Raw genomic sequence first — 14,672 nt, forward strand, 5'->3', positions numbered from 1 at the left:
CGCAGCTTACCGCCAAATGCTATAGGCCAGATAGATTTTTATACGTTATGGAGAGCCTGCAAGTGAACAGATAGTTCGTATTATAAAAAACATTCCGGCTGCTTGGGTTCTTTACAAAGATTATTAAGCCGTTCTGAGGCATCTTTTACCGGACTGGGTTTCATTGTTCTAGCGCCTTGAGGACAACTCTTTATACATGCACAACACGTAATGCATTTTTCATGATTAATTATCGAGCTATGTTGCGAATCAATAGCACCTACAGGGCATACGTCTGCACAACTTCCGCATTGTGTGCATGTGCTATTCACAGCGATAAAATCAACACTCCATAATTCCGTACGTCCCCCATAAGGATAACTGCCAGGCACTGCTACATCGGAGAGTTGAGAGAGTGATGAAACAGCTTGCAGTTTTTCACAAATCTTACGCCCGAATTCTTCCGCATGAGTTACATCGGCTTTGTCGGGACGTCCTTCAGCTATTGGCGTATCTGAATTTGAAAATGAATGTTCACCAACGTATGCCCCGCATGCAATAGGAATACATCCACATTTTTCTACAGTATCTTTTAATTCAAGCAAGGCATCATCATAAGCACGGTTACCATAGACAACAACGCAAACCGCGGGAGTATTATCAGCTTTAATTGTCTTAAGCCATTCAGTTGCCAAAGCCGGAACTCTTCCCATGTAGACAGGAACTGCGACCACAAGCAATTCATCCTTTGCAGCTAGCAAAGACTGTTCTCTTCCGCTTGGTGTGGTTAGATCTACAAGTTCGATTGACGAAGAATCAATGCCATGAGCAATGCCATGAGCGACCGCTTTTGTTGTTTCTGTTGGTGAAAAGTATACTAATTTTACAGGATCTATTTCCATTCCATTTGCTCCATCAATTTAATTGGGAAGTTATCCCTAGCCTCTTACTGGACAAGATCTAAAACATCACGCCAATAAAGCTAAAGAACGTATCGCACAAAAAGCTCCCCCGCAATTTTTTCTACAGGGGAGCGTTTTATTCTATTCATTGCATGCGAACTACGTAATATCCTTAATCGATATTATACTGTTTCATCTTGCGGAATAAGGTTCGTCTGTCGACCTGTAAAGTACGGGCTGTATGAGATCGATGCCAATCATTCGCCTTGAGAATATCCATAATATACTGACGTTCGAAACGTGACATCGCAGTTTCAAGCGGCTCCTGAAGAACTTGCATCCCGGTCCTGTCGCTTCCGGTTATAATGCGCTCCCCACCCAAGGTGAGTGTCCCGAGATTCAGGTACTGATGCAGAGCATTCTGCATCTCCCTGATGTTACCCGGCCAATGATATGCCATAAAAGCATTAAGCACTTCTGTTGTAACCGGAGGGCGGTTATCGAGCTCTGGTAATATACGGAGAAAATGATCGATAAGCAAAGGAATGTCTTCCTTACGGTCACGCAAAGGAGGAATATAAATCGGCACAACGTGGATACGGTAATAGAAGTCACTCCGCATCTGTCCCTGTTGTACCAGCTCCATCAAATCTCTGTTTGTTGCTGCCACAATACGCGGACGCGTATGCACAAGTTCTGTGCCCCCTACCGGAATAAATCCCCCGCCTTCTATGGCACGCAACAGCTTGATCTGCCCCATAAGGCTTATCTCGCCTAATTCATCAAGAAATAGTGTACCATTATCTGCCTGCTCCAAATACCCTTTGCGGTTTGTAACAGCTCCGGTAAAGGCCCCCTTCTTATGCCCAAAAAACTCGCTTTCAAAAAGCTGCTCAGGAATGGCACCACAGTTAACCGGAACATAGTTACGATCAAATCGGGAACTATGGTCATGCACGGCGCGGGATACAAGCTCCTTACCTGTGCCGGACTCGCCGTACACAATCACGTTATCATCGGTTGCGCCAGCCTTCAGAATCATTTCATAGATGTTCTGCATCGGATCAGAATTACCAACAATGTTACCGAAGTAGTGTGCTTTCATTTTACTTTTCAGCAAACGGTTTTCTTCGCAAATGCCCAATTCCTGCATTTTGCTTTCGGTGACATCAGAAATAAACCCCTCGATGGCAAACGGGGTTCCATCATCGTCATACAGACCTACTGCCTGCTCTCGAACCCATCTGGCATCACCGGATTTTGTTTGAATACGATAGACATGTTCAAACCGAAGCTGCGCAGCTAAAGCGGCCTGTAATCGTTCGGTAAGCTCCGCCTTATCTTCTTCTACAACAACAGAGATAAAGGGTTCCCTGCCGCCTTCAGTAAAATATGTGTGAGAAAATCCGGTAATCTCATAGGTACCGACACTCATAAACAGCATGGTGCGCTGATCATCCACTTCGCTCCGGTATGCAATCCCCGGCAAATTATCCATCAGCGTATTCAGCTGGCGACGGTTTTCGATAAGCTCCTGTTTGACGAGTACGTTTTTTTCTTCAAGACGTTCACGCATCCCCTTTAAGAGTAGGTGAGTATGAACTCTGGCAACCACTTCCGCCTGATGAAACGGTTTGGTTACATAGTCTACCCCTCCAACACTGAAAGCACGGGTTTTGCACTCTGGATCCTGCATATTAGAAATAAATATTACAGGAATACTGCGGGTAGCATCCTGCTGTTGCAACTCCTCACAAACAGCAAAACCGTCCATATCCGGTAACACAATATCCAGCAGAATAAGATCCGGCCGTTGTACAACAGCATGTTCCAACGCTTTTTCACCGGTTTTTGCCACAATCAGTGCATACTTTTCTTGTAGATTGTCCACAAGAATACGAAGGTTTACCGGATTATCGTCGACAACAAGAATTAACGGCTTTGTTCTCACAGTGTTTATCCTCCTTGCCTATGCGTCTCTAAAAGAGGAAACCTGCCTGCAAGCAAGCAGATGGTCACGCGCTTTTTCATAGTCATACTGGAAGACCAATGACTCAAGGGCGACAGAGTCTTCCGGTTGTAAAAATACAGCAGTTTGAGGGAGTAATTCTTCAATTTTTACAGGATCTGCGGCTTTGAGTGCAACCGCAAGGTTCTTTGCAATGGCAAATTCAGAAGCCGTCAGCGGTTTTCCAGTTGCATCAACAACAGGCTTCTTCAAGGCTTCCTGCTTAACTGCGATCTCTTCAAGCAATGGTGTTAACTCTCGCTCGAGTGATAGAATGAGATCATCCACCCCTAACGGTGTACAGTCGCCATTTACAACGCCTTCAGCCTGCACCTCAATCTGCTTGGCAATTGCCCCGCTCTGCGCTGCACCAATATTAGAAGCTGCGCCGGAAATGGTATGTGCCATCTTCATTACACGCTCGTACTCATGATTAACGCAAGCAGCACGCAAATGCTCTATAGCTTCGGCATGTTCCTGTGCAAAAAGTTTGAGTAACGTATCGAAAGATTCCTGCGTAACCCCCAATCGCTTTGCGACCTCAGGACAAACACCATACGGCACCGATAGTGTCTGAGTCTTCTCTGAATAATCCTGCACAGAAGCCTCCACGTCTCCCTTCGAAGTTAACGCACTTGCAATAGTTGAATACAATGACTCTTTGCCAAACGGCTTGGATAGATAAAACTCCATACCGGCATCCTTAGCTCGCTGCCTGCTGCCTTTGATAGCGTGCGCAGTTAACGCAATTATAGGAGGCGCTGCCGACCCAAGCTCTTTAGTAATCAACGTTGCAGCTTCGTATCCGTCCATTTCCGGCATTTGAATATCCATAAGTACAACGTCATACATAATTTTACGTACAGCCTCCACCGCTTCACGGCCGTTGGTTACAAACGTAAGCAACCCGCCAGTCGGCTCAAGCAGCATGGTAACTATTTCCCGGTTTGTCTGTGTGTCTTCCGCAATAAGGATTCGTTTCCCTTTAAACCTGTCTTCATCCGCTATCCCCAACGGCTTCATCTCTGTATTCGCAAGCACCGAGCCATCTGCCCCGAGCATGGTACAAAGGGAACTCAGCAGCACACGCATAGTCAAAATATCTGTTACCAGATGTACGTTAGCAGGGAGTTTTGCACTCGAAAGCACCAGCTTGCCATGCTTAGCAGCCATCAGCAAAACAGGAATTGGTTCACCGTCATTGGTAAAATTAAATAGAAGTTCCGGGCGCTCTGCCAGTGGAATATTATGACCTATGCAGATAACGTTTGGCTTCACCACGCCCGACTCAAGCTTCAGCACGGCATCATCGACGCCATACGCAATTGAAGTCATCATATTAATGGCATTAAAATGAGAACGGACAACTCTACCGGACTGCTCAGACTTAGTAACTACAAGCGCCGTAATGTCGGCCAGTTCTTCCGGCAATTCCCAAATATCACAACATGACTCTTCAAGTTCAAACGGAATTGAGAAAGCAAACAGACTTCCCTGCCCCAGTTCTGACTCAACCCATATTTCTCCGCCCATGTGTTCCACAAGTTGCTTACAGATACTCAGTCCTAAGCCGGTACCACCATAACTACGTAATTCCGGAGCACTCAGCTGCTGGAACGGAATAAACAATTGTTCCATAGAACCGGACGGAACCCCGATGCCAGAGTCCTGAACAAAACACTGTAACAATATATTACTGTCGCTAGTCTGATGATAACGGAATGACAGAGAAATAGTCCCCCCGGGAGGAGTAAACTTCAATGCGTTGCTGGTAAGGTTTAACATAACCTGCTGCAACTTTCCGGAATCTCCACACAGTCTGGTAGGCACACTTGATGGAAGATCAACAATAAACTCGAGGTCCTTTGCGGCAGCCCTGCCTAGGACAAGATTGCAGACTCGTTGGACAGTGCTGTCCAGATGAAACGGCATGTTTTCTACTGCAACATGGCCTGCTTCAATTTTGGAGAAGTCCAGCAGCTCATTAATGATGTCGAGCAAGGTAAAAGAGGAATCCAAAATGTTTCTCAAGTACTTGTGTACAGGTGCAGATGCTTCGAGCATACGAACCTGCTCCGCAAATGAGATGATTCCATGCAGGGGGGTTCTAATTTCATGGCTGATACTTGCAAGGAATTGACTTTTTGCCTGTGTTGCGGCATCCGCAGCCTCTTTTGAACGCTGCAGTTCTTTGTTCATTTCTCTCAGATCACGGGTACGTTCTTCAACACGGGATTCAAGCTCAAGGTTAGCCTTACTCAACATTTTTTCATATTCAACACGCGTCGTAACATTACGTACTGAACCAACAAATTCCGCAGGATTGCCCTTTGTATCATACAGCATTTTACCCGTTACGGAACAATGCATTGCATGCTCGCCTGTACCAAAAACAAAAGCAAAGTCTTCCAGCTTCCCGCGCTTACGCAATTCTTTTTTCAGCATCAGAACCACATCCGGTTCCATAAAAGCGTAAACAGAAGCACGTTGCGCCTCTTCAGGTGTCCAGCCGAACACCTGCTGAACAGAAGGGCTTACCTCCCGAATGCGCCCGTCGGGAAGCGCCTGAAAGTACACATCCTGAATATTTTCAAAAATTCTTCGATAGCGAACTTCACTATTCCGCAACGCAGCCTCAACTGAGTCCCGTTTAACAAGCTCCGCATTAAGTTCACTTGTTTTCTTCTCTACAAGTTTTTTTAGAGAAAGGTTCCACAAGACAATGATGCACGTGGCACCAATAAGAAATGTAAAACACATTAAGATAAGAACGATAGCACGCGTAGAAACAGGATCTCCTTCCTCCATACGCACCCATTTTCCGACAATAGCGCTATGCTCTTCCGAAGTAATATTATTCAGTGCCTTGTTAAGAATGCTTAGCAACAGCGGTAAATCTTTGCTTATACCAACAGATAGGCTTGCGGTTAGCCCCACAACGCCCCCGACCTGCAAATCAAGTACGCCGCTTTTTTTAATCTGATGAGTGATACTGAACTGATAATCTACAAGTGCGTCTGACTGCCCGAACGCTACGCGTTGCAGTCCCTCTTCGCTATTTTCCACCACATCAATGATGATATCCTTATAATAGTCCTCAAGATAATCATGCCATGCGTAACGGCGGACAACAGCAACACGCTTACCACTTAAATCGTCCAGTGTAAGATCTTTCCAATCCCCTTTTCGGACAACAATGATGCCGGGCATTTTAATAAACGGAGTACTGAAATTAAGAAAATCATCACGACTTGGAGTTCGCATCAACGCCGCGATCATATCCAACTTACCGTCGCGCATATCTTGCATTACCTGCGTCCACTCGCCCACGGCTGAAATTTTAAATTTCAACCCAGTAAGCTTTTCAAGAATACGCAAGTAGTCGCTCGTCATACCAACATGATGACCATCTTCAGTTCTGGCCTCAATTGGGAAAAAATTGTTATCAATACCGACCTGAACAGTACTATGCGTTGAAAGCCAATTACGTTCTTCCGGCGAGAAGTTCGCCCATACAAACTCTTTGTTCTCGATCAACCGCTCAACAGTGTTATCCCGAGAATCCAAAGAAGAGAGCACGGTCTTATATATTGCCCCCATTCCTAGAAGCAACATTCCGCACACAAGAAGAGTCAACATTTTCAAGCGCATTCAGCCTACTCCTGCAAACCATACGGACAGCATCCGTCAAGTTTACCTAATGATAATTCCATAACATATGCACTCTGCTGCCAACTGAACGCATAGTCTTCCTTATCCCCGCTCTATCTATAACTACACAAAGGGCGATGCCTGACTGCATTGCGCTGCATCAGCATCTATTCCTTACATGGGGGCAAAAAGACTCACCATGTATGTCCTTCTCTTTGCAACATTCATTCTCAATTGATTGTTATCTAAGGCACAAACCTACAGCATGGGCAGGCAAAGCCCGCACCACTCTCTCATCCTGCTAATATTGCATATCATTTTCACATCTAAGAAAATTTAAAACTACTCTCGCGCAATATTGGACTTCATACTGAGGCATCTTCGTCCTATTTGTCCTGTTGAATTCAACGAGGTATTCGAACCAGCATTAATACGGGGTAATTTTGCCTCAAATAAAGAGAATACAGACCCTAGCACATCCAATCTGTTACTCAAAACATCAAAAAAATGTTGCATTTTTGCACAAAACTACATCTTAACCAGACACTTTACTGATTTTTGGGACTTTTTTGTCACATTCAATCACCCCACTTTCGCGCTTTTTTTCACAAACCCTCTTTGCGGGACATATGCACCCCATTATTTATTCCATTATTTTTAGTTAGTTAGTTTAAATGAAGAAAAAATGGGACATCCATACCCCATTTTTTTCACCCGCCCAACCTCTTCAAATGACGCCCTGATCAACAATTCATTAACTATTACTGAATGATATCTGCAAATACCCTTAGGCCTGCATTTTTTGGTCTCTTCTTTGCTTTACACGCTGCATATGGTTTATGCCCCCGGGAAACGACATGACCTGTCCCACCAGTTAAAGACATGTCGTTTCCCTCCGGACAATAAATTTCTTCAGCATAAGAAATAGTGCCTCTACCAACTTTCGGCCAGTTGATGAGGGCGAATAACAACATTCCATAACGGCAAGCTACACGCTCTGATTTGAGACGTATCTAGTATGGAATACATTCAGGAGGAAGTATGTTTAGGAAAGCATTAGTGCTGGTTGCACTGGTAGCAATGATGGCAGTTTCGTCTGTGTCATTTGCTCAGGACCCAACGATTCTTCGCATCGGTATGGGCGACCCTATTGATTCCGAAATGGGTGCTATCGCAACCCGCTTCAAGGAAATCGTAGAAGGTCGTACCGACGGAAAAGTAGAAGTACAGATTTTCCCAAGTGGTCAGCTCGGTGATGAAACCGAAATGATTCAGAACGTTCGCCGCGGAAACCTCGACATGGCAGTAGTAGGTATCGCGAACACCGTTCCTTTCGTTAAAAAACTCGGCATTCTTACCCTGCCGTACCTCTTCGAAAACATGTACGACGTAGTACGCGGTGCTACTGGCCCTGCTCACGAAATGCTTAACGAATTTGCAGTGAAAGAAGGCGGATTCCGTGTTCTTGGCTGGACCTACACTGACTACCGTTACCTTTCCAACTCTCAGCACCCGATTAAAAAACTTGCTGACGTTAAGGACATGAAATTCCGTGTTCCACAGTCCGCAGTTATTCTTGAAACTTACCGTTCATGGGGCGCAAACCCAGTACCTATCTCCTGGGCAGAAACCTTCACAGCTCTCCAGCAGGGAGTAGTAGATGGTCAGTGCTACGGTTACATCACGTTCCAGGCTGCTAAATTCAACGAAGTACAGAAGTACATCACTGAAGTTCATTACACTTACCAGCTCCAGCCAATGATGATTTCTGAACGTCTTTACAAAAAGCTCACTCCAGAAATGCAGCAGCTCGTAGTAGACGCTGGCCGTGAAGCTCAGGAATATTGCCTTGCATTCCAGCTCGTAGACGCTGGCCGCGCTAAAGCAGAACTCATCGCGTCCGGTATCCAGATTGATACTCTCGAAGATGAAGCTGAATGGAAAAAACTCGCAGTCGATAATGTATGGCCTAAAATGACCGACTTTGTTGGCGGCCAGAAAGTGCTTGATCGTTACCTCGGTTACATCGGCAAAAAATAATCTAGCAGATACTACAGAGCCGGTGGTACCCACCGGCTCATTTCATTTTAATTAGGGGACACCTGATGTTCAAAAAAATCCTTTTTAATACTCTCGACCATGTTGAGAGTTACATCTGCCAAGCACTCCTTGCATTCTTTGTTGTGGTTCTTTTCTTACAGATTATTCTGCGTGAAATCGGCACACCATTGTACTGGAGTGAGGAAGTCGCCCGCTTCTCTTTTGTTTGGTTTGTATTTTTTGGCGCTTCCTACGCGGCAAGACTCGCTGCTCACAACCGTGTAACGCTTCAGTTCAAACTATTCCCGCCTATCGTGGGTGAAATTTCCATGCTTCTCATGGATGTTGTCTGGATCGTTTTTAACAGCGTGATGACTTGGAAAGGCATCCAGACCATTCAGGACCTGATCGAATTTCCGTACTCCACCCCTGCTCTCGATTGGCAGCTCAGCTGGGTATATCTGATCTTCCCAATCAGCTTCACACTTATGTCTCTGCGTATTTTGCAGGTTAACTACATTAAATGGATTCTGAAGCAGGAAATTGAAGACCCTGACAAAGCTGATATTGAAAAGAGTAAAAATGCTCTGAAGGGTGAGGAGGGTTAGTCATGGGTGTTGCAGAAGTTTTATTTCTAACATTTCTGGTGCTCATGCTTTTGGGAGCACCAATCACAGTAGCACTTGGTGTGTCTGCCATGTTCTCATTCATGGTTGTAGGTCAGGATCTGAGCACACTCATCCAGATCGCATTCACCTCAGTTAACAGCTTTCCTATCATGGCACTGCCGGCATTTGTACTTGCAGGGGCCTTGATGGAATGTGCCGGCGTATCAAAACGCTTAGTTCTCATTGCTGAAAACCTCGTTGGCCCTGTTCGTGGCGGACTTGCAATTTCTACCGCTCTTGCTTGTGTATTCTTCGGCGCCATTTCCGGCTCCGGTCCGGCTACCACTGCTGCGGTTGGCATGCTGATGATTCCTGCAATGATTAAAAGGGATTACGAGCCAGGATACGCTGCAGCAGCAACTGCTACTGCGGGTGGCGTAGGTATCATTATTCCACCTTCTATTCCTATGGTTATCTACGGCGTTGCAGCACAGGAATCCATTACAAAGATGTTCCTTGGTGGTGTTATTCCAGGCCTCTTAATTGCTGTCGGTCTTATTTGCATGCACTTATTTAAGTGTCGTAAAATGGAAGTACATGAAGATATGGCGGCATGGTCTGCATCCACTCTTCTTACATCCATGAAAGAAGGTATCTGGGCGATGATGGCACCTATCGTTATTCTGGGTGGTATCTACTCTGGATTCTTTACACCGACAGAAGCTGCTATTGTAGCAATTTTCTACACATTGTTTGTCGGCTTCTTCATCTACAAAGAACTTTCAATCAAAGCTTTGATGAAGTCTCTTGAGACAACCTCATGGCTTACCGGACGCGTACTCATCATTATGTTTACCGCATATGCATTCGGTAGACTTCTTGTACAGTACCGCATTCCAGACCAGATCGTTGAGATGCTCCTCAACTTTACATCTGACGTAATGGTAGTTTGGATCTTTGTAGTGCTTATTCTTCTGTTCCTTGGCATGTTCATGGAAACTCTGGCAATCATCCTTCTCGTTACCCCGGTACTGCTTCCAGTTATGAAAGCATTCGGCGTGGATCCAATTCACTTCGGTATCGTTCTTGTGTGTTGCTGTGGCGTAGGCTTCTCTACTCCACCACTGGGAGAAAACATGTTTATCGCCTCAGGTATTGCAGACGTCTCGCTTGAAGAAATATCTGCAAAAGCAATTCCTTTCTGCTGCATCACTATCGGTGTTATCTTCCTGCTCGTGATGTTCCCGCAGCTTATTCTCTTCTTGCCAAAAATGCTCATGTAATACCTTTAAGCTTAAAACCTTACTCGAAAATTGCGGAGCCCCCAAAAGGGCTCCGCTTTTTTATGCTTTTTAGCCTCCGACAAACGGGCACCGCTTCTGCATCCTGTTTCGGATAAAAACATTCTGACTCAAGCCTGCAGTATCCAATCGACAGCAACCATACCCACGATTCTAACGAGGCTCTCCTAAGCATCATCGTTCTCGGGCAAAACGTTTCCTAAACGTCATGCCGGTCAGGAGGGTCCTTGCGGGTGAAGAGCTGCCCCCAAAAGGAACAAGAAAAAAACCGGCTGTCCTTTCGGACAGCCGGTTTAGTATTTCTAATCGCTTCAGTCTAACGCAGAGCTAACGACGCAATAGATAACGGGGTTAGCATAAGCGGCTGACTTGGAAGATGTACAGGAAGCTTAAGCTCTTTTTCAAAGATAGTCTCAATTCCCGGCAGGCAGCAAGTACCACCTGAAAGAAGAACTGAATCAACCTCGTGCCCTGCCATATGAGCCGAAACGATGTCACTAACACGCTCAAGAGTCGGCTTTGCAATGGAGAGAATTTTGTATTCCTCCGCTTTGCGTTTGTACTCTTCAGCTTTTTCAAGAGCGACATCATAGTGCCCAGCAATGGTAAGCGTAATATGCTTACCACCAGTCGGCTCATCATCACTGAAAACAATCTCGCCGCCTTTAACGATTGCAGTACCAGTGGTACCACCGCCGATATCAACAACTGCTGCTTTATCCAACTCAAGAAGGGATGCAACACAGCTTGGTTCGTCTTCAACATAGGTCACATCGAGACCTGCGGTTTCCAAAATATTTGTGGAAAGACGCGCATCAGTCCCCGGAGGAAAAGAGGTGGAAGCTTCGGTGATTTCGATACCAAGGCGTTCTTCCGCCATGGCTACAAATTTGCGAACAACATCGCAGGCACCGACAAAGTCTACCACAACTCCGTCACGTACAACTTCTGTCCATTCCAGGAAGACAGCAACAGGCTCGCCTTCGCCATCAACAGCCATAAGCACAACATCCGCTGTACCTAAGTCAATGCCAATGTGAATCGGGCCTTCAACCGAAACAGGGTCGGTGTCATTCATCATGGCGGCGGCGCGATCAAGTCGCTCGCATGCTAACTCCCAAGAAATGGCCATAACTAAACGATCCTAAAGCAATCAACGAGGGCACAACGACGGATACGGGTAAATGTAGCCGCGTTAGTAACACCTTCACCGGTAGGGGTGGAAATGGTCATGGAAGTCCAACCTTCACCACCAGCACCAAGACCGGCTACGTGAGGGCCGTTTTTAACAAAAAGGCTGGTATTAGTAGCACGAGCCATTGCTTCCATATTGTTAACGTTGGTGGAATGCAGACCAGCGGTGTGGCTGAGACCACGCTCAAGTTTAAGTGCCCACTCAAGTGCTTCTGCAAAGTTGTGCGCACGAAGTACAGGCACGAGAGGCATCATCTGCTCTACTTTTGCGAAAACGTAATCAGAATCACGGCCAGCATCTACGATAAGAAGCTTACAGGTATCCGGAACAGTTACGCCTGCAATTGCAGCGAGTTTTTTAGCGTCACGACCAACCCATTTTGGATTAGCACGAGCTTTATCAGTGCCGTAATCAAGAATAACGGTCTGAGCGATGGTGTTAGCCTGCTCAAGAGTCAACTCGTACGCACCAACTTTTTTCATCTCAGCTTTAAGCTGATCAGCAATAGAATCAACTGCAATAACTTCTTTTTCGTCAGCGCAGATGAGGTTGTTATCGAAAGATGCGCCAATGTAAATGGATTCAGCGGCACGGGCGATGTCAGCAGTTTCGTCAACAACTACAGGAGGGTTACCAGCACCAGCAGCCATAAGGCGTTTGTTGGTAGTTTTACGTGCAGCTTCAACTACAGCTTCACCACCTGTTACTACGAGGAGGTTAATTCCGTCGTAAGTAAAGAGGCGCTTAGCAGCATCGATGGAAGGTTCCTTAACTGCAACGAGAAGGTTAGCAATACCGGTTTCAGCAACAACAGCTTTGTTGATGATCTTGATTGCTTCCTGAGTAATACGTTTAGCAGCAGGATGCGGAGCAAATACAACAGAGTTACCGGCGGCAATCATGCTGATACCGTTGTTGATAACAGTAGAGCCAGGGTTGGTGGAAGGAGTTACAGATGCGATAACGCCCCAAGGAGCTTTTTCGATCATGGTAAAACCGTTGTCACCAGTAATTGCTTCAGCAGATACTACTTCAGTACCCGGGGTGCGGTCTGCAACAAGAAGAGTTTTCGCGATCTTGTCTTCAACATTACCCATGCCAGTTTCTTCAACAGCCATTTCAGAAAGACGACGGGCATTGTTACGTGCAGCGCGGCGGATAATATCGATAATTTTATTGCGCATTGCAATAGTACCGATTTTAGTCTGTGCTACTTTTGCTGCAGCTACAGCGTCATCCAATTCGTCAAAAATACCCCAGTCACCTGCGGTAGGAGCAGCAACAGAAGTCTGTGCGACACCGTTCAGCTGAGTAAGAACTTCAGAAACAATAGACTCTATCTGTTCACGTGCGATAGCCATGTTATCTCCAAACTATATTATTTATTGTAAACCGTTTCGCCCTGTGAGGTAATCTGATCAATTATTGCGATTACACTCAGGTCAAGAGGAGGTCTATCTGTCATAGTAAAACGCGCGGAACTACCACGGACTAACAGGACAATTTCCCCTTCTCCGGCACCAAGGGTGTCAGCTGCGACCTGGCCAGAACGAACAACTTCACCGTCAGCGGTAACAAGATCCACCAGCAGCAACGTTACGGGAGGCACGCCGGGATCACGAACAGTAGAAACTACCTGTCCTCGTACTCTTCCTAATTCCATGTTGTATCTCCTTTTCGTACGCCACCAAGCAATCTTCCGTTGGCAGTTTACTTAGTTTTAATAGGGAACACTTCCTCAAGATCAGCATGAGGACGCGGGATAACGTGAGTTGCTACAACTTCACCAACTCGCTGTGCTGCAGCAGCACCAGCATCGATAGCAGCTTTGCAAGCAGCAACATCGCCACGGATAAGAGCAGAAACAAGTGCCCCGCCGATGCGCTCGTAACCTACGAGTTCAACGCGTGCAGACTTAGTCATAGCATCAGCTGCTTCAACAAGAGCAGTCATGCCTTTTACTTCAATAATACCAAGAGCATCGCCCATGTGTATCTCCTGTTTATATAAGACCGGAATAAGCCGGTTTATTTTTTCTTCTGAGCTGGCTTAGCAGGCTTATCGTCAACTTTTGCTGGCTTTGCCTTTGACTCATCAAAGATAGAACCAATTTTATTGGCAATCATGTCACCAAGACCATCACCCGGACGTGCGATAACGTTGGTACCGACGCATTCACCAAGACGGGCAGCAGCAGCTTTACCAGCATCAACAGCGGCACCAACTGCAGCAAGGTCCCCCTCGCAGATAACAGTCAGTAATCCTGAATCAGCGTTAGCTACGCTTCGTACGTGTACGCGAGCTGCTTTGGACATAGCATCCGCAGCTTCAACAGCAGCTACGAGACCTACAACTTCAACTAAACCTAAAGAGTCGTTCATAACGATACGTTCCTTTCGTTCTTCAAACGACGCAACCTAAAGGATGCGTCTACAAAATATTACGCAAAACTTCCGGAGCTGCGCTTGGGATTACGACTTTGCGAACCAGCATAGCACTCCGGGAAACAACATTGGCTGCTGCTTCAACTGCCATGCTGACTGCTGCAACGTCACCTGTGAGGATACAGAACGCCTTACCGCCGAGCCCCATTGCAATGCGTACTTCCGCGATATCAACATCAGCAGTTTTTGCAGCAGTATCAGCTGCAAGAATTGAAGATGCTGCGGAGAAAGTTTCGATAACACCAAGTGCGGAGCCGGTAGGTTCCGGAGTAGCACATGCCATTGCGGAAACAACGGCATCATTGATGTTAGGAATTACAAAATGATCAGCTACAGTACCGTCAGAGCTGCTCATACCTGCATCTACTGCAGACTGCACTGCTGCAACATCACCATGCACAGCAACAACAAATTTACCCGGACAGATGGTTTTAAGCATGAGAGGTTCTACGAGAGAGGCTTTCATCATGCGATCTGCTGCTTCAATACCTGCCGCAATGGAAGTGAATTCAATCATTCCGACAGACTGGAGTTGAGTTACCAC

The 14,672-nt window shown here is 46.1% G+C and carries 12 protein-coding genes; 3 read left to right on the forward strand and 9 right to left on the reverse strand.

Translation table 11 applies throughout. From position 1 onward, the window contains the following. Window positions 1-80: 80 nt before the first annotated feature. The 3 genes from F461_RS0107595 to F461_RS18620 all read right to left on the reverse strand — a co-directional run bounded on the left by F461_RS0107595 (window position 81) and on the right by F461_RS18620 (window position 6,540). Window positions 81-881, reverse strand: coding sequence for an EFR1 family ferrodoxin (locus F461_RS0107595; RefSeq protein ID WP_020000556.1), 801 nt, complete (start codon window positions 879-881; stop codon window positions 81-83). Between the two features lie 172 nt (window positions 882-1,053). After that, entirely contained in the window at window positions 1,054-2,832 is a 1,779-nt protein-coding gene (locus F461_RS0107600) for a sigma-54-dependent Fis family transcriptional regulator (RefSeq protein ID WP_020000557.1), read from the reverse strand. An 18-nt stretch (window positions 2,833-2,850) separates the two neighbouring features. Then, window positions 2,851-6,540 carry an ATP-binding protein gene (locus tag F461_RS18620; protein WP_020000558.1) on the reverse strand — a complete coding sequence of 1,230 codons (3,690 nt, stop codon included), beginning with the start codon at window positions 6,538-6,540 and terminating at the stop codon, window positions 2,851-2,853. Window positions 6,541-7,581: 1,041 nt separating this feature from the next. On the opposite strand from F461_RS18620, the gene F461_RS0107610 reads away from it, so the two are divergent. The 3 genes from F461_RS0107610 to F461_RS0107620 all read left to right on the forward strand — a co-directional run bounded on the left by F461_RS0107610 (window position 7,582) and on the right by F461_RS0107620 (window position 10,471). Then, entirely contained in the window at window positions 7,582-8,580 is a 999-nt protein-coding gene (locus tag F461_RS0107610) for a TRAP transporter substrate-binding protein (protein WP_020000559.1), read from the forward strand. A 65-nt stretch (window positions 8,581-8,645) separates the two neighbouring features. Continuing rightward, on the forward strand, window positions 8,646-9,188 hold the full coding sequence (locus tag F461_RS0107615) for a TRAP transporter small permease (protein ID WP_020000560.1): 543 nt from the start codon (window positions 8,646-8,648) through the stop codon (window positions 9,186-9,188). A gap of 2 nt (window positions 9,189-9,190) precedes the next feature. Further along, window positions 9,191-10,471, forward strand: a complete 1,281-nt coding sequence (locus tag F461_RS0107620) for a TRAP transporter large permease (RefSeq protein WP_020000561.1) — start codon at window positions 9,191-9,193, stop codon at window positions 10,469-10,471. 334 nt (window positions 10,472-10,805) lie between these two features. On the opposite strand, the gene eutJ is transcribed toward F461_RS0107620, so the two are convergent. The 6 genes from eutJ to F461_RS0107650 are packed head-to-tail and all read right to left on the reverse strand — an operon-like array spanning window position 10,806 to window position 14,672. Then, entirely contained in the window at window positions 10,806-11,621 is an 816-nt protein-coding gene (gene eutJ / locus F461_RS0107625) for an ethanolamine utilization protein EutJ (RefSeq protein WP_020000562.1), read from the reverse strand. 2 nt (window positions 11,622-11,623) lie between these two features. Further along, window positions 11,624-13,045, reverse strand: a complete 1,422-nt coding sequence (locus F461_RS0107630; RefSeq protein WP_020000563.1) for an aldehyde dehydrogenase family protein — start codon at window positions 13,043-13,045, stop codon at window positions 11,624-11,626. A gap of 17 nt (window positions 13,046-13,062) precedes the next feature. Then, window positions 13,063-13,347 carry a EutN/CcmL family microcompartment protein gene (locus tag F461_RS0107635; protein WP_020000564.1) on the reverse strand — a complete coding sequence of 95 codons (285 nt, stop codon included), beginning with the start codon at window positions 13,345-13,347 and terminating at the stop codon, window positions 13,063-13,065. Window positions 13,348-13,394: 47 nt separating this feature from the next. After that, window positions 13,395-13,673 (reverse strand): ethanolamine utilization microcompartment protein EutM, encoded by a 279-nt coding sequence (eutM, locus tag F461_RS0107640; RefSeq protein ID WP_026364683.1) that lies wholly within the window; start codon window positions 13,671-13,673, stop codon window positions 13,395-13,397. 38 nt (window positions 13,674-13,711) lie between these two features. Continuing rightward, on the reverse strand, window positions 13,712-14,065 hold the full coding sequence (locus F461_RS0107645) for a BMC domain-containing protein (protein ID WP_026364684.1): 354 nt from the start codon (window positions 14,063-14,065) through the stop codon (window positions 13,712-13,714). A 49-nt stretch (window positions 14,066-14,114) separates the two neighbouring features. Next, entirely contained in the window at window positions 14,115-14,672 is a 558-nt protein-coding gene (locus F461_RS0107650; RefSeq protein ID WP_020000565.1) for a BMC domain-containing protein, read from the reverse strand.

The sequence above is a fragment of the Halodesulfovibrio aestuarii DSM 17919 = ATCC 29578 genome (genome assembly GCF_000384815.1).
Taxonomy (GTDB): Bacteria; Desulfobacterota; Desulfovibrionia; order Desulfovibrionales; family Desulfovibrionaceae; genus Halodesulfovibrio; species Halodesulfovibrio aestuarii.